General features: G+C 44.9%; 18 protein-coding genes. 2 read left to right on the plus strand and 16 right to left on the minus strand.

The window, feature by feature from the left end:
* Positions 1-124: 124 nt before the first annotated feature.
* Complete coding sequence (gene punC, locus MMA19_RS24835) at positions 125-1,330, plus strand: purine nucleoside transporter PunC (RefSeq protein ID WP_240207560.1); 1,206 nt, start codon at positions 125-127, stop codon at positions 1,328-1,330.
* 37 nt (positions 1,331-1,367) lie between these two features.
* Here punC and MMA19_RS24840 read toward each other — a convergent pair whose 3' ends face one another.
* Positions 1,368-2,144 carry a transporter substrate-binding domain-containing protein gene (locus MMA19_RS24840; protein ID WP_124940465.1) on the minus strand — a complete coding sequence of 259 codons (777 nt, stop codon included), beginning with the start codon at positions 2,142-2,144 and terminating at the stop codon, positions 1,368-1,370.
* Between the two features lie 92 nt (positions 2,145-2,236).
* Here MMA19_RS24840 and MMA19_RS24845 point away from each other — a divergent pair, with 92 nt between their 5' ends.
* Complete coding sequence (locus tag MMA19_RS24845; protein WP_240207562.1) at positions 2,237-2,980, plus strand: amino acid ABC transporter permease; 744 nt, start codon at positions 2,237-2,239, stop codon at positions 2,978-2,980.
* A 57-nt stretch (positions 2,981-3,037) separates the two neighbouring features.
* On the opposite strand, the gene glmU is transcribed toward MMA19_RS24845, so the two are convergent.
* The 15 genes from glmU to mioC all read right to left on the minus strand — a co-directional run bounded on the left by glmU (position 3,038) and on the right by mioC (position 16,838).
* Positions 3,038-4,399 (minus strand): bifunctional UDP-N-acetylglucosamine diphosphorylase/glucosamine-1-phosphate N-acetyltransferase GlmU, encoded by a 1,362-nt coding sequence (gene glmU, locus MMA19_RS24850; RefSeq protein WP_038222699.1) that lies wholly within the window; start codon positions 4,397-4,399, stop codon positions 3,038-3,040.
* 153 nt (positions 4,400-4,552) lie between these two features.
* Positions 4,553-4,975 carry a F0F1 ATP synthase subunit epsilon gene (locus MMA19_RS24855; protein ID WP_006073053.1) on the minus strand — a complete coding sequence of 141 codons (423 nt, stop codon included), beginning with the start codon at positions 4,973-4,975 and terminating at the stop codon, positions 4,553-4,555.
* Between the two features lie 18 nt (positions 4,976-4,993).
* Positions 4,994-6,397: a F0F1 ATP synthase subunit beta gene (atpD, locus tag MMA19_RS24860; RefSeq protein ID WP_006073055.1), complete on the minus strand. Its 1,404-nt coding sequence runs from the start codon at positions 6,395-6,397 to the stop codon at positions 4,994-4,996.
* 35 nt (positions 6,398-6,432) lie between these two features.
* Entirely contained in the window at positions 6,433-7,299 is an 867-nt protein-coding gene (gene atpG / locus MMA19_RS24865; protein WP_006073057.1) for a F0F1 ATP synthase subunit gamma, read from the minus strand.
* Between the two features lie 41 nt (positions 7,300-7,340).
* A complete protein-coding gene (gene atpA, locus MMA19_RS24870; RefSeq protein ID WP_006073059.1) occupies positions 7,341-8,882 on the minus strand; it encodes a F0F1 ATP synthase subunit alpha in 1,542 nt (513 codons plus the stop codon).
* Positions 8,883-8,895: 13 nt separating this feature from the next.
* Complete coding sequence (atpH, locus tag MMA19_RS24875; protein ID WP_031493873.1) at positions 8,896-9,429, minus strand: F0F1 ATP synthase subunit delta; 534 nt, start codon at positions 9,427-9,429, stop codon at positions 8,896-8,898.
* 14 nt (positions 9,430-9,443) lie between these two features.
* Positions 9,444-9,914 carry a F0F1 ATP synthase subunit B gene (gene atpF / locus MMA19_RS24880; protein ID WP_006073063.1) on the minus strand — a complete coding sequence of 157 codons (471 nt, stop codon included), beginning with the start codon at positions 9,912-9,914 and terminating at the stop codon, positions 9,444-9,446.
* A gap of 82 nt (positions 9,915-9,996) precedes the next feature.
* Positions 9,997-10,251, minus strand: a complete 255-nt coding sequence (atpE, locus tag MMA19_RS24885; protein WP_006073065.1) for a F0F1 ATP synthase subunit C — start codon at positions 10,249-10,251, stop codon at positions 9,997-9,999.
* 60 nt (positions 10,252-10,311) lie between these two features.
* Positions 10,312-11,118 carry a F0F1 ATP synthase subunit A gene (gene atpB / locus MMA19_RS24890; protein ID WP_006073067.1) on the minus strand — a complete coding sequence of 269 codons (807 nt, stop codon included), beginning with the start codon at positions 11,116-11,118 and terminating at the stop codon, positions 10,312-10,314.
* An 8-nt stretch (positions 11,119-11,126) separates the two neighbouring features.
* Complete coding sequence (locus MMA19_RS24895; protein WP_006073069.1) at positions 11,127-11,516, minus strand: F0F1 ATP synthase subunit I; 390 nt, start codon at positions 11,514-11,516, stop codon at positions 11,127-11,129.
* Positions 11,517-11,707: 191 nt separating this feature from the next.
* Positions 11,708-12,589, minus strand: coding sequence for a ParB/RepB/Spo0J family partition protein (locus tag MMA19_RS24900; protein WP_006073071.1), 882 nt, complete (start codon positions 12,587-12,589; stop codon positions 11,708-11,710).
* A 23-nt stretch (positions 12,590-12,612) separates the two neighbouring features.
* The gene (locus MMA19_RS24905) at positions 12,613-13,386 is read right to left on the minus strand and encodes a ParA family protein (protein ID WP_038224165.1); all 774 of its coding nucleotides are present in this window, start codon (positions 13,384-13,386) and stop codon (positions 12,613-12,615) included.
* A gap of 13 nt (positions 13,387-13,399) precedes the next feature.
* Positions 13,400-14,035 (minus strand): 16S rRNA (guanine(527)-N(7))-methyltransferase RsmG, encoded by a 636-nt coding sequence (gene rsmG, locus MMA19_RS24910; protein ID WP_006073075.1) that lies wholly within the window; start codon positions 14,033-14,035, stop codon positions 13,400-13,402.
* Entirely contained in the window at positions 14,032-15,927 is a 1,896-nt protein-coding gene (mnmG, locus tag MMA19_RS24915) for a tRNA uridine-5-carboxymethylaminomethyl(34) synthesis enzyme MnmG (protein WP_006073077.1), read from the minus strand. Before mnmG ends, rsmG begins: the two co-directional genes overlap by 4 nt.
* Positions 15,928-16,400: 473 nt before the next feature.
* Entirely contained in the window at positions 16,401-16,838 is a 438-nt protein-coding gene (gene mioC / locus MMA19_RS24920) for an FMN-binding protein MioC (protein WP_006073079.1), read from the minus strand.
* Between the last annotated feature and the right edge of the window lie 7 nt (positions 16,839-16,845).

Consider the following 16,845-nt stretch of genomic DNA (forward strand, 5'->3'; position numbering starts at 1 on the left):
TTTTTTGATAGATAGCTACAAAATATAGCGTTTTATTTTTCTAAGATCCAAAAATAGAATACACACCATCAGCAGTATGGGCTGGCGCCAATTCATTCCTGTGAAAATATTTCAAGGAATAACAATGAAAATAACTAAACTACAACTCATCTATCTTGCGACCTTATCCATGTTGGGCTTCATAGCTACCGACATGTATTTGCCTGCGTTTAAACTCATTGAGCAAGATTTTGCGACTGGACCAGAGCAGATTGCTCTGTCATTGACGGTCTTTTTAGTCGGCATGGGGCTGGGTCAGTTCCTATGGGGACTAGCCAGTGACCGTTTCGGACACCGTAAAACCCTATTTGCAGGACTCGTTATCTTTACGATTGCCTCGGTAGGCTTAGCTTGGAGCCAAGAAGTATGGCAACTGCTAGCTCTGCGTATGCTGCAAGCTATTGGAGTCTGTGCACCGGCTGTAATTTGGCAATCTATGGTGATCGACAAGTTCGATAAAAGAGCCAGCCAACAGATATTTGCCACTATTATGCCTCTCGTCGCCCTGTCTCCGGCACTAGCACCTCAACTTGGCGTGTTATTAACTGAATTATGGGGATGGCATAGTATCTTTGTCGTACTGGCGATCACTGGCGCTCTACTAGCCATGATCACCTTATCGATGAAAGATCATAAAAAAGCAGAGCATAAACAATCATCTGTTGGTGCTGATCTTAAGAGTCTATTGGGGTCACGTGAGTATGTGGGCAACGTGATGTTGTTCTCAGTCGCTTCTGCAGCGTTCTTCGCCTACCTAACTGGTATGCCAGAGATTATGAGCCAACTGGGCTATTCGGCAAAAGACATTGGTTTGAGCTTCATTCCACAAACCATCGCATTTATGCTCGGTGGCTATATGGGCAAGAAATTGGTGGCTAAATTAGGTGATGACGCGGTACTGAAACAGCTACTAGGACTAGAGACGGTCGCTATACTGTTAGTATTTGCTGCGTGTCAGTGGGAGCTAACCAGCGTATGGCCAATTCTAGCGCCATTCTGCTTACTTGCAGTCGCTAATGGGGCACTGTATCCAATTGTGGTTAACCGTGCACTATCAAGCGCACCACATTGTTCAGCAACTGCGGCAGGTCTGCAAAATAGCTTACAGATTGGTATTAGTAGTCTAGCCAGTGCGCTAGTTGCAGCATTTGCCGTTGTCGCTCAATCAGCGGTAGGCTATGTGATTCTTGGTTGTTTAGCATTAATGTGGGTCGGTTACCTGATCGCAACACCAGCACTAACCGAAGAACTGACAATACCGGATAACTCACGAGTCGTGAGCGACGAGTAATCAAAAATGGGTGACCAAGTCACCCATTTTTCTATTATTATAGACTTTTCAGCCCCCACTTTTTCGCAGTTTCTTCAAAGAAACCCTGCGTTTTTTTCAGCTCTACCCAATGATTCACATAGTTAATCCAAACTTGGTCACTTTGTGGTAACAGCATCGAAATCGGTGTCGGCTTGCGAGGCTTCTTAACAGGTACAATGGCAAGTTGCTTGAACTTGGTTACTAACGTTGCCGCTTCCACATTTGACGTCACTGACACATCGGCACGACGCGCGAGTAATTCTTGGAAATCACGAGCTGGTGCTTCAATAACAATGTGCTCAGCATCTGGGAAAAAGTCTTTCACCATTTTCTCTTGCACGGTACCGAGCGTGGCAGCCACTTTGACATCAGGTTTGTTAAAATCGGCCCAATCAGAAAATTTCTCCAGGTCTTTCTTTTGAACCACGGGGACAAATGCCAGATAAAAATAGGGCTGGCTATATCCCGCCACTTTAGCGCGAGACATATTAAGCGACGCACTGCCCGTCATATCGTATTTGTTAGCAGTAATACCGTTTACTAACGTTTTCCAATCCGTTGCCACGTACTCCACTTTAACACCAAGATCTTTGGCAAGTTCTGTCGTCACGTCAATATCGAAACCACGATACGAATTGGTCGCAGGATCTTTCATGGTCATCGGGTTCCAGTCACCCGTAGTGCCTACACGCAATACACCTGAATCCAAGATCTTCTGCAGACGACTGGTTTCAGCCGCTACCTGACCGATAGAAAGAAAAGTAATAATAAAACCCAGAATCCACTTCTTCATTGAATAGTCCCTAAAATTATTAAACATTAGTGGTACATCCTTGATAACATAGCAGTAACAGATGGATTTTTCAGGAATAATTAGGGACGATTGTGAGCTATCGATTACTTACTGTTGTTTTGTGCCTACCACTTCTAAGTGGCTGTTCTGACTATGAGTGGGGTTGGTATGTACTTGATCCCTCAACTGAACAAGGAAAAACTAACCTCGGCTTTCTATTGGCGGGCTTTAAAGACACTATCTATGTCTCCTTACTAAGTATGGTGTTTGCCATGCTTATAGGTCTGCTTGTTGCCTTTCCAGCCTTGTCAGATAAGCCCTGGCTGCGCGCCATTAATCGAGTCTATGTCGAAGTTATTCGCTCCATACCCGTTCTAGTTTTGTTACTGTGGGTGTACTACGGCATGCCCACGTTATTAGACATTTCCCTCAACCATTTTTGGGCAGGAGTGATAGCACTTACTATCGCGGAAAGTGCCTTTATGGCAGAAGTGTTCCGTGGCGGTATTCAGGCAGTGACTCGTGGTCAGCATGAAGCTGCTGAGTCACTCGGCCTCAATTATTGGCAGAAGATGCGACTGGTTATCTTACCGCAAGCCTTTCGTCAGATACTGCCACCACTCGGTAACCAGTTTGTCTATATCCTCAAAATGTCATCATTAGTAAGCGTTATCGGGCTAAGTGACCTAACTAGACGCGCCAATGAGCTGGTTGTAAATGAGTACTTACCTTTAGAAATCTATACGTTTTTGGTACTCGAGTACTTAATATTAATACTATTGGTCTCACAAGCTGTACGCTGGCTGGAAAAGCGTATTGCTATTCCAAGCCACTAACCATAAGTATCAAGAGACAAAAAAGGGCCTCAATGAGGCCCTTTCTAATGGAAGAGTTTACTTCTGTTTGGTTGGACGCTGCCATCCTGTAATTTTGCGCTCTTTTGCGCGAGTAATCACTAACTCACCTTCAGCTACATCTTTGGTTAATGTGGTGCCCGCACCAATCGTTGCCCCATCAGCGATAATCACAGGAGCAATCAGTTGACTGTCAGAACCGACAAACACGTCATTGCCGATAACTGTCTTAAACTTATTTGCACCGTCGTAGTTGCAAGTAATAACACCAGCACCAACGTTAGTGCGCTGGCCAATTTCGGCATCACCCAGGTAAGTTAAGTGATTAGCTTTCGAACCTTCACCTAGACGCGCATTCTTCACTTCAACGAAATTGCCAACGTGCGAATCATTACGTAAATCAGCTCCAGGGCGTAAACGTGTAAATGGGCCAACAGTACACTCCTCGCCAACTGTCGCACCTTCGATTACGCTATAGGGGCGTACAAGTGTGTTATCATCGATTTCACAGTCTTTCAGTACGCAACCTGCACCAATAACTACATTATCGCCAAGAGTTACACTACCCTCGATGATGACATTGGTATCGATTTCTACGTCCATGCCACACTGTAACTGACCACGAAGGTCAAAACGTGCAGGGTCACGTAGCATAACCCCCTGCTCTAATAATTTCTGCGCCTGCATAGATTGGAATGCACGCTCTAGACGAGCAAGCTGAGCACGGTCGTTCACACCTTCAACTTCAATAGGGTTTACCGGGTGAACGGCTTCTACTGCACGACCTTCATTATGAGCAGCTGCAATCACGTCTGTCAGGTAATACTCACCTTGCGCGTTATCATTGCTTAAGCCGGACAACCAACGTTTAAGGTCTCCACCGGTTGCCACCATCACACCCGTATTGATCTCTTTAATCAGCTTTTGTTCTTCTGTGGCGTCTTTTTGCTCAACGATCGCAACAACAGGACCATTCTTACGCACGATACGACCATAACCCATAGGGTTATCAAGAACGACAGTAAGCAAAGCGATACCACCTGTAGGCTGAGCATCTAATAGGTTTTCAATAGTCTCTTCGGAGATAAGAGGTACATCACCGTAGAGGACCAGCACTTTTTCATCATCCGCCAAATAAGGAGATGCCTGATCAACAGCATGACCTGTCCCTAACTGATCGGCTTGTAGAACCCAGTTTACTTTTTCTTGTTGCAAAGCCGATTGCATCATTTCACCGCCATGACCATAAACAAGGTGGATATTCTGAGAACCTAAGCTTTCACAAGTATCGATGACATGTTTTACCATTGGTTTGCCAGCAAGTGTATGCAACACTTTAGGCTTATTGGAATACATGCGGGTTCCTTTCCCCGCAGCAAGAACAACTGCACTGAATTTCATTATTATCAAACCATTGACGTTAATTAAGCTAACGTCATTCTAGCTATGAATGACAATAGTGTTAAATGGATTGGGTAAATTTCTAATAAAAATTAAGCAAAAAGGCGACCCATAGGTCGCCTTTTTCATCGCGGTTAGTTCAGTTTAACTGAATTAACGACGTTTTTTTGTCAACTCGATTACTCGAAGCTGAGCAATGGCTTTAGCCAGTTCACTGGCCGCTTGCGCGAAGTCCATGTCGCCATGCTGATTCTGGATATGTTCCTCAGCTTTGCGCTTGGCTTCTTCCGCCTTCGCTGCGTCTAGTTCTTCACCACGAATTGCTGTATCAGCCAACACAGTCGCTGTGCCTGGCTGAACTTCAACAATACCACCAGAGACATAAATGAACTCTTCATGGCCGTGCTGTTTAACGATACGCACCATACCAGGCTTGATAGCGGTCAGCAGCGGTGTGTGACCATGGAAAATACCAAGTTCACCTTCGCTACCGGACACCTGGAACGTTTCTACGCGACCAGAGAAAAGCTTTTTCTCAGCGCTTACTACGTCTAGGTGAAAGGTTATTGCTGCCATATCGCCTCCTATTTAGCCTTATAGCTTCTTAGCATTCTCGATAGCATCGTCGATAGTACCGCAGTACATGAACGCTTGCTCTGGAATGTCATCGTAGTCACCAGCTAGTAGACCTTTGAAGCCACGTAGAGTCTCTTTAAGAGGTACGTAGATGCCTGGGTCGCCAGTAAATACTTCCGCTACGTGGTAAGGCTGAGTTAGGAAACGCTCAATCTTACGAGCACGAGATACAACTTGCTTATCTTCTTCAGATAGCTCGTCCATACCTAGGATCGCGATGATGTCTTTCAGCTCTTTATAACGCTGCAGTGTTTGCTGCACACCACGAGCTACCTCGTAGTGCTCTTGACCAACGACTAGTGGATCAAGCATACGAGATGTTGAATCTAGTGGGTCAATCGCTGGGTATAGACCCATAGCAGCGATGTTACGGTTAAGTACAACCGTTGCATCCAAGTGCGCGAACGTCGTTGCTGGAGACGGGTCAGTCAAGTCATCCGCTGGTACGTATACCGCCTGTACAGACGTGATAGAACCAGTTTTTGTTGACGTGATACGCTCCTGTAGTACACCCATCTCTTCTGCAAGAGTTGGCTGGTAACCTACCGCAGATGGCATACGACCTAGAAGTGCCGATACCTCTGTACCCGCTAGTGTGTAACGGTAGATGTTATCAACGAACAGCAGTACGTCACGACCTTCGTCACGGAACTTCTCTGCCATTGTTAGACCAGTCAGAGCAACACGTAGACGGTTACCTGGAGGCTCGTTCATCTGACCGTAAACCATTGCTACTTTTGATTCTTCAGGCTTCTCAACGTTTACAACGCCCGCTTCCTGCATCTCAAAGTAGAAGTCGTTACCTTCACGAGTACGCTCACCTACACCCGCAAATACGGATAGGCCTGAGTGTTGTAGTGCGATGTTGTTGATAAGCTCCATCATGTTAACGGTCTTACCTACACCTGCACCACCGAATAGACCGATTTTACCACCCTTAGCGAATGGACAAACCAAATCGATTACTTTAACACCCGTTTCTAGAAGAGCAACTTCGTTAGATTGCTCTTCGTAGCTTGGCGCTTCACGGTGAATCGCATAGCTTTCTTCTGCACCGATCTCACCACACTCGTCAATCGCATCACCAAGTACGTTCATGATACGACCAAGAGTCTTAGTACCTACTGGTACTGAGATTGGCGCGCCTGTGTTCTCTACTGTTACGCCACGACGTAAACCATCAGAGCTACCCATTACGATACAACGAACTACGCCACCGCCTAGCTGTTGTTGAACTTCAAGAACAAGACGCTCTTTAGAGTCCGTTACGTTTAGAGCGTCGTATACACTTGGTACGTCACTCTGTGGGAACTCTACGTCGACTACCGCACCGATGATCTGTACGATCTTACCTGTAGCCATCGTTAATCCTCTAATCTATTTCGTTTTACCTAAGCTTAAACCGCAGCTGCGCCGCCAACGATTTCTGATAGTTCTTGTGTGATAGCCGCTTGACGCGCCTTGTTGTACACAAGCTCTAGATCATCAATCAAGTTGGTCGCATTGTCCGTTGCAGCTTTCATTGCAATCATTCGAGCCGCTTGCTCACAAGCAAGGTTCTCTACCACACCTTGATACACTTGAGATTCGATATAACGAAGCAATAGTGCGTCTAGTAGTGGTTTTGGCTCAGGCTCATAAATGTAGCCCCATGAATGTTCGCGCTGCATCTCTTCACTGTCAGATTTAGGCAGAGGTAGCAATTGATCGATCGTTGGTTCCTGAATCATAGTGTTCACAAAGTGGTTATACACTACGTACAGGCGATCCAATTCGCCTTCGTCATACTTCTTCAGCATAACGCCTACCGTACCGATTAGGTCTTCTAGACTTGGCTCATCACCCAGACCAGATACCTGTGCCGCTACTTTTGCGCCGCTGTTGTTAAAGAATGCTGTCGCCTTTGAGCCAATAATAGCTAACTCGATTTCAGCACCTTTATCTTTCCAACCTTGCATCTCTACAATGGCTTTTTTAAACAAGTTAATGTTCAAGCCACCACAAAGACCACGGTCAGTAGAAATAATGACATAACCAACACGCTTGGCTTCACGCTCTTCTAGGTACGGATGTTGGTACTCTAGGTTTGCGTTTGCCAAATGACCGATCACTTTACGCATAGTTTCAGCGTATGGACGAGAAGCTTCACGCGCATCTTGCGAACGACGCATTTTTGAAGCTGCTACCATTTCCATCGCTTTCGTAATTTTCTGAGTGCTTTTAACACTACCGATTTTATTACGTATCTCTTTTGCGCCGGCCATCGTTACTCTCCATAAGTGGTGACCAAAAGGTCACCCACCAATTACCAAGTCTGAGTTGCTTTGAAATCGTCAGTCAGTTTCTTAAGCTGAGCTTCGATATCATCGTTGTAAGCACCCGTAGTGTTGATCTCTTTTGCAAGATCAGCATATTGACTGTGAGCATACGATAGAAGCGCTGCTTCGAAGTCTAGAATCTTGTTGATTTCAACATCATCTAGGTAGCCGCGCTCAACAGCAAAGATAACTAGTGCTTGGTCAAATACAGACATTGGAGCATATTGCTTCTGCTTCATTAGTTCTGTAACTTTTTGACCGTGGCTTAGCTGACGCTTAGTTGCTTCATCTAGATCAGATGAGAACTGTGCGAATGCCGCTAGTTCACGATAAGCAGCTAGTGCAGTACGGATACCGCCAGATAGCTTCTTAATAATCTTAGTCTGTGCTGAACCACCTACACGAGATACTGAGATACCTGGGTCAACCGCTGGGCGAACACCCGCGTTGAAGGCTTCAGTTTGTAGGAAGATCTGACCATCGGTAATCGAGATTACGTTTGTCGGTACGAATGCCGAAACGTCACCTGCTTGAGTTTCAATGATAGGAAGAGCAGTCAAAGAACCAGTCTTACCTTTCACTTCACCGTTAGTGAAACGCTCTACGTACTCTTCATTTACACGAGCTGCACGCTCTAGTAGACGTGAGTGGAGGTAGAATACGTCACCTGGGAATGCCTCACGGCCTGGTGGACGTTTAAGTAGTAGAGAGATCTGACGGTAAGCTACCGCTTGCTTAGATAGATCATCATAAACAATCAGAGCGTCTTCACCGCGGTCACGGAAGTACTCACCCATTGCACAACCAGAGTATGGCGCAAGATATTGCAGTGCAGCAGATTCAGATGCAGATGCGACAACAACGATAGTGTTTTGTAGTGCACCGTGCTCTTCCAGTTTACGCACAACGTTTGCAATTGTAGATGCCTTCTGGCCAATCGCTACGTAGATAGAGAAGATACCAGAGTCTTTCTGGTTGATGATTGCATCGATCGCCATAGCGGTTTTACCGATCTGACGGTCACCGATGATAAGCTCACGCTGACCACGACCGATTGGGATCATTGAGTCAACTGACTTATAACCAGTTTGTACTGGCTGATCAACCGATTTACGGTCGATTACACCCGGTGCAATCACTTCAACTGGTGACGTAAGTTTAGCTTCAATTGGACCTTTACCATCAATTGGCTCACCTAGCGTGTTTACAACACGACCAAGCAATTCTGGACCAACTGGTACTTCAAGAATACGACCAGTACCTGTTACTTTCATGCCTTCCTTAAGGTCAGCATATGGGCCCATTACTACTGCACCAACCGAGTCACGCTCAAGGTTAAGTGCTAGTGCATAACGGCCACCCGGTAATTCAATCATTTCACCTTGCATCACGTCCGCTAGGCCGTGAATGCGAATGATACCATCGCTTACCGATACGATAGTACCTTCATTACGAGCTTCACTCACAACATCGAAAGATTCGATACGCTGCTTGATTAGGTCGCTAATTTCTGTGGAATTAAGTTGCATGCTCCAATCCCCATCAAGACTGCATTGCTTCACTCAGGCGGTTCAAACGACCACGTGCTGAGTTGTCAATTACAAGATCTCCGGCTCGAATAATAACCCCACCAAGTAGGGTCTCATCTACACTGCAATTCAGCTTAACTTTGCGTTCTAGACGCTTCTCAAGTTTGTCGCTGATCGCTGCAAGTTGCTCGTCGTTTAGAGCTGACGCTGAAATCACTTCAACATCAATTTGTTTTTCTAGCTCTTTTTTGAAAGCTACAAACTCTTCTAACACATACGGCAAGGCTGCTAGTCGACCATTTTCAGCCATAACTTTAATCAAGTTTTGACCGAATTCATCAAACTGTTCACCACCAACGGCAATGAAGATATCAGCGACTTTTTTCGCCGTTACAGAACCTGATAACAGGTCTGCAATGTCTTCATTCTTGGTAATTTCAGCGGCAAAAGTTAACATTTCAACCCATTGGTCTAATGCTTGCTTTTCTACCGCAAAGTCAAATGCTGCTTTAGCATAGGGGCGTGCGATTGTAGTCAATTCAGACATATGCGCCCCTCGCCTTAAAGTTTCGCAGTAATATTGTCGAGAATATCTTTTTGCGCATCCTTATCGATACTACGCTCAAGAATCTTCTCAGCACCAGCTACAGCCAGAGTTGCAACTTGTTTGCGCAGCTCATCACGGGCACGGTTACGTTCAGCTTCAATTTCTGCTTCAGCTTGAGCAAGAATCTTTTGGCGTTCTGCCAAAGCTTCTTCACGAGCTTCATCAACAATTTGTGCTTTACGCTTGTTTGCCTGTTCAATGACCTCTGTTGCAGTGCGCTTCGCTTCCTTCATTTGGTCAGAAGCGTTGGCTTGTGCTAGATCCAAGTCTTTAGCAGCGCGCTCAGCGGCTACTAGACCGTCAGCAATTTTTTTCTGACGTTCTTCAATCGCATTCATGATCGGTGGCCATACATACTTCATGCAGAACCACACAAATAGTGCGAATGAGATTGCTTGACCTAGCAGAGTTGCGTTCATATTCACAACAGCTACCCCTCTAATGGTTCATTGACGAGCTAAAGTTTAATCAGGTGACAAGTCCGAAACTTGTCTGAGAAAAAGCTGATTAACCTAGCTGACCAACGAATGGGTTCGCGAATGTGAATAGCAGTGCGATAACAACACCGATCATAGGAACCGCATCAAGTAGACCTGCGATGATGAACATCTTAACTTGAAGCATCGGAGCCATTTCAGGTTGACGAGCCGCGCCTTCAAGGAATTTACCACCTAGAAGACCAAAACCGATCGCCGTACCAAATGCTGCCATACCGATAATGATACCTACGGCGATTGCAGAAAAGCTCAGTAAAGTTTCCATTACTATCTCCAATTTATAGTTGTTGGCTTAAATTTGCCCAAATAAAAAGCGTTAATAAAGTTAGTGATCGCTGTCTTCGTGTGCCATTGATAGATAAACAATCGTTAGCATCATAAACACGAAGGCTTGAATCGTAATAACCAGAATATGGAATATCGCCCATGGTAGTGAGCCCATCCATTGTAAATACCATGGTAGCATTGCAGCACAAAGAATGAAGACCACCTCACCCGCAAACATGTTACCGAACAGACGCATACCGAGAGACAGTGGCTTTGAAAGCAAAGACACGACTTCGATCAGCATGTTGAAAGGAATCATGATTGGATTGTTAAATGGGTGTAGCGTCAATTCTTTTGTAAAGCCAACTAGACCTTTTACTTTGATGCTGTAGTAAATCATCAGAGCAAAAACACCTAGCGCCATAGCCATGGTGATATTGACATCAGCAGAAGGAACCACTTTGAGATAAGGGATGCCCATCTGCTCTGCAGGGTAAGGTAAGAAGTCAATTGGAACAAGGTCCATGACGTTCATTAAAAATACCCAACAGAAGATAGTTAGTGCTAAAGGCGCGATTAGCGCGTTGCGTCCATGAAACGTTTCTTTGACGTTGTCGTCAACGAATTCCACGATCATTTCAACAAAACACTGCAGCTTGCCCGGCACACCAGCTGTTGCTTTCTTAGCTACTGAACGAAACACTCCTAGGAATATCAGACCAGTAAACACAGAAAAAAACAGGCTATCGATATGTACGTTCCAGAAACTCGTCTCCTCCACTAGACCGAGACTTCCTAAAGAAAGGTTGGTCAAGTGGTGAGTGATATATCCGGCCGATGTTAGCGCTTCACCTGGCGCAGCCATAACTCATCCTATTTTTTGTTGTTGACGAATATTACTGGTGCCATAAGGTTAATTAAGACGGCCAGTAAAAAAGTGAGATTCAAGGGAATCACTTCCACCTGAATATACATGTAAGCAATCGAGAATAGAGCAACCGTAATGAGGATTTTCAGAGTCACTCCTGCGTAGAAAGACGCGGCAACCTTTTTCGCTGCTCGAGCCCCACTAAACAAAAATGCACACAATGCAAAAACCGCATTAGCGATAACAAAACTGCCACCACCAATGAGCGCTGAAATTCCCCACTCAGCATTTACAGCTACTGCCATTCCAACAGCTACCAATGTAACCGCACTGGCTTGAATCAGTAACAATCGCTTTGCAAGCTCTCGTCCTGGTCTAGCTAGCACAGCTACCATGTATTCTTACCTATAGTTTTTTCCACAATGCACCTAAATTACTACTGTGCTGGGAGATTCGCGAAAATTATACTTTCCGACAAAGTTATTGCAATCAAACAGCACCAAAAAGGTGCTATTTCGTTCACAAAACCATAACTTTCGCACAAAATTTCAATTTATAAATAATTGACCTACATCAATTATCTCATTTAGCTCTCAAGCTTGGCAATAAGTTGCTCCAATTTGTGAGGTTCATCAAGACTTATCGTTACTTTTGCTTTTCCGCTTGCATTTCGTACAAGAGACACTTTTGCACCCAGAATTTCACTTAAACGATGTGAAATTTCTTTAGCATCACGGTCTTCTGACTGTTTTTTCTCTGAAGAGTTCGGTTTTAAGCACTTTTTCACTAAATCTTCGGTTTGACGAACCGTCAGCTGTTTCTTAGCAACAGTGTCCGCAACCTCACATTGAACTTCACCTTCCAATGCTAGTAGTGCGCGAGCGTGACCCATATCTATCTGTTTCGCTTCAACTAGCTTCTTCACAGATGGCTCTAGTTGATTCAAACGCAGCAAGTTACTAACCGCAGTACGTGATTTACCAATCACATCGGCCACTTGCTGGTGGGTCAATTCAAATTCGTCTTGTAGCCTTTCCAGAGCCTGAGCTTCTTCAATGGCGTTTAGGTCTTCACGTTGAATGTTCTCAATCAGTGCCATCGCAACTGCAGCACGATCCTGAACGTTCTTCACCAGACAAGGCACCATTTTCAGGCCAGCTTGTCTTGCCGCTCGCCAGCGTCTTTCACCAGCAATAATTTCAAATTGCTCATGGCCAACACTTCTGACCACAATAGGTTGAATAATACCTTGCGATTGAATGGAAGCTGCGAGCTCTTCGAGTGCTTCAGGAGCCATATCTTTACGCGGCTGGTAAATACCAGGGCGCAGACTATTGATTGAAAGTTCAGCCAGATCACCATCGGTAGATAGGCTTTGGCTTTGCGTTGCGACTTGTTGTTTTTCTCTGGCAATAGAACTCGTCGACAAAAGCGCGTCGAGCCCTTTGCCTAAACCACGTTTAGACATTGAATCTATTTTCCTTAAGAGCGTTAAGCCAATACTTCTTCGCGTCGTAGCATCTCACCAGCAAGGGCAAGATAAGCTTTGGCACCGGCGGAATACTTGTCGTAGTACATCGCTGGTTTACCATGACTTGGCGCTTCTGCGAGGCGTACATTCCTAGGGATAACGGTTCGATAAACCTTGTCTCCGAAGTGTTTTTTCAATTGTTCAGACACTTCGTTAGCAAGACGATTTCGAGGGTCGTACATGGTACGTAGTAGCCCTTCGATCTTCAGGTTTTCATTGACTACCGCTGCCAACTTACTGATGGTATCCATCAATGCCGTCAGTCCCTCTAAGGCAAAGTATTCACATTGCATTGGCACTAACACAGAGTCAGCAGCAGCCATTGCGTTTATTGTAAGTAGGTTCAAAGAGGGAGGACAATCGATAAAGATGAAATCATAGTTATCGCGGATTGGCGCAAGTGCATGTTTTAAACGCACTTCTCTAGCAAACACTTCCATGAGTTTAATTTCAGCTGCCGTAACATCTCCATTAGCAGCGATGAGGTCAAACTGACCAGAAGTGTCCTGACAAACTACCTGTTCAAAAGGAAGCTCATCAACCAGCAAATCGTAAGCAGTTGTTTCAACTTGATACTTATCGACGCCACTGGCCATCGTCGCATTTCCCTGCGGATCAAGATCTATCACTAATACCTTACGTTTAGTGGCAGCCATTGATGCCGCTAAATTTACACACGTGGTAGTTTTACCAACGCCACCTTTTTGGTTCGCAATAGCGACAATTTTTCCCACGACAACTTCTCCACTATCCCTTCTTGGATAAGATTACAAGATGACGGTCACCTTCCAACTCAGGAACTTGCAAAGGTTTGATATCGATCACAGAACACCACTCCGGTAGCTCTGAGACTTCCTGTTCATGAAGTTGACCTTTTAATGCATAGAAGCGACCACTCTGTGATTTTGGTAAATGTTCACACCAATTCACCATATCGGTCATAGAGGCAAAGGCTCGGCTCAGAACACCATCAAAGCCACCTTCAGGATCAAACTCTTCGACTCGAGATTGAACCGCAGTCACATTAGACAGTTTAAGCTCGTGAACCACCTGTTTGATAAAACGAATACGCTTACCTAAGCTATCAAGCAAAGTGAATGAACGGTTTGGATGCATGATCGCCAAAGGAATCCCTGGCAGTCCCGGTCCCGTTCCAACATCAATAAAACGCTCACCTTCGAGGTGCTCACCAACAATGATGCTATCAAGGATATGTTTCACTAACATATCTTCAGGTCGACGCACCGAAGTCAAGTTGTAAGCCTTATTCCATTTATCAAGTAATTGGACATAGCCTACAAGTTGCTGCTTTTGAAGTTCAGAGACCTCTAATGAGGTCTCTGATAATAATTGTTCAAGTTTTACGGTTAAGTTGTTGCTCACGCGGCTTCACCTTTTTTAAGCATTCCTTGTTTCTTCAAGTAAACCAACAGGATGGAAATCGCTGCAGGTGTAATACCAGAAATACGGGAAGCAATTCCAACCGTTTCAGGTTTTGCTTCTGTCAGCTTGGCAACGACCTCGTTAGACAGCCCTTTCACATCGCTGTAATCAAGATCGGCTGGGATCTTGGTGTTTTCATGACGAAGCGACTTAGCTATCTCATCTTGTTGGCGCTGAATATAACCTTCATATTTCACCTGGATCTCAACTTGCTCACTGGCTTGTTGATCTTCCATCGCGGGTGCGAATGCGTCTAATGACGTCAATTGTGAATAGTTCAATTCAGGACGACGTAGTAGATCTTCACCGCTTGCTTCGCGAGAAATAGGGCTCTTCAGTAGCACATTAAGTGCTTCGATACCCTCGGATTTTGGATTAACCCATGTTTCTTTTAGGCGCTGACGCTCAGTCGCCATGTTATTCAGTTTTTCGTTGAATCGCGACCAGCGTTTCTCGTCAATTAAACCGAGATTATGCGCATGTTCAGTCAAACGAATATCCGCATTGTCTTCACGCAGCAATAGACGATATTCCGCACGAGATGTAAACATGCGATAAGGCTCTTTGGTACCCATGGTTGATAAATCGTCAATCAGTACGCCCATATAAGCCTGATCACGACGTGGGCTCCAGCCTTCTTTGCCTTGCGAGTAGAGGCTAGCGTTTAGACCTGCCATTAGACCTTGTGCCGCCGCTTCTTCGTAACCGGTGGTGCCATTAATCTGGCCAGCAAAGAACAAACCAGAAATAAACTTGGTTTCGTAAGTCTGTTTTAGATCACGAGGGTCAAAGAAATCGTATTCGATAGCATAACCAGGGCGAACAATATGCGCGTTCTCAAAACCTTTCATTGAACGAACGATTTGTACCTGTACATCAAATGGTAAACTGGTTGAGATACCGTTTGGATACAGCTCATGCGTGGTTAAACCTTCAGGTTCGATAAAGATCTGATGGCTATTTTTGTCCGCAAAACGCATGACCTTATCTTCAATAGAAGGGCAATAGCGCGGTCCAATACCTTCGATCACGCCGGCATACATTGGGCTTCGATCGAGGTTATTGCGAATCACCTCATGCGTGGACTCATTCGTGTGCGTAATGAAACACGGAATCTGCGTTGGATGTTGGTTGCGGTTACCCATGAAAGAAAAAACAGGCGTAGGGTTATCACCATGCTGCACTTCTAGTGCAGAAAAGTCGACGCTTCGAGCATCAATACGTGGAGGTGTACCTGTTTTTAAACGATCTACGCGAAATGGTAACTCTCGCAAACGAGCCGCGAGTGCAATGGATGGTTGATCGCCCATACGACCGCCAGAAGAGCTCTCCATACCGATATGGATCTTACCACCTAAGAAAGTACCAACCGTTAATACAACGGATCTCGAATGGAATTTCAATCCCATTTCAGTTACTACACCGCGTACTTGATCTTGTTCCACGATCAAGTCATCCACCGACTGTTGGAATAGTGTTAAGTTTGGTGTGTTTTCTAGGGCGTTACGCACATAAGCCTTGTATAATGCACGATCTGCTTGAGCACGTGTGGCACGAACTGCTGGACCCTTTGACGCATTCAGCGTACGAAATTGAATACCTGCATGATCAATGGCCTCTGCCATCAAACCACCCATAGCATCCACTTCTTTAACCAAATGTCCTTTACCAATACCACCAATGGCAGGATTACATGACATTTGACCTAACGTATCAATATTATGAGTTAGCAGTAGTGTCTTTTGCCCTGTACGAGCAGATGCGAGTGCGGCTTCCGTTCCTGCATGTCCGCCACCAACTACGATGACATCAAATGTTTCGTGATAAAGCATGAACCGACCTCAGTATTCAATCGAGAAATTTAGACAAACCAAAAGGAGCAGTATTCTACCGCTTTTCTTGAAGTGAGAAAAACGGTTTTCACATTTTTTGGATCCAAGAAATAAGTAATATAAAGATAAGATCTATATATATGATCTTTTATTAGATCTATTATTAGGATCCTCGATCTCTGTGGATAAGTCGAAAATGATCAACAAATCCATGGATCTTTTCGTGATCGCTTGTTGTGATCTAGTGTTGATCTGGCACTGTATTAGCTGGGATCAAAAAGGCTAGTTATACACAGGGAAAGGAGAGCTTGAAAGTTGTTCTTTGGATAAATATAGGTTTTTCACCGAAAAGATCATATTTTATCCACAGATTGATTGGTCAGAAATTACTCGTTATGAGTGAATTGAAGTTGAAGAGTTACTCACAGGTATAAAAAAAGCGGCCGAAGCCGCTTATTATTAAGTGTTTGCTTCTAGCGAAACTTGCTCATGTGTTCATTGAGCCAAACTTCCGCAGCATCTTCTGGCACGGGATCATTGAGAACATCGATTTGCAGGCAGTCTGTCAGTGGTGTCGCGCCGATGTCTTCAAGTAACTCGTAAGCGTGTTTACCGGCTGCACAAAACGTATCATAGCTAGAGTCACCTATGCCAACGACAGCGTATTTCACGTTCGACATGCGAGGTGGTGTATCTTGCAGAGCTGAGATGAAAGGCTGGATATTATCTGGGTAATCTCCAGCTCCATGCGTTGAGGTGATTAAAAGCCAAATCCCTTCGGCCTCAATGTCACTCAACTCAGGCTGATTGTGGATTGTGGTTTCTAGCCCTTGTTCTATAAGTAGGTCACTCAAGTGGTCACCGACATATTCCGCACCGCCAAGTGTGCTACCTGTGATGATATGAATCATTAATGTT

The organism is Vibrio sp. CyArs1 (assembly GCF_022432925.1).
GTDB classification, from domain to species: Bacteria; Pseudomonadota; Gammaproteobacteria; order Enterobacterales; family Vibrionaceae; genus Vibrio; species Vibrio mediterranei.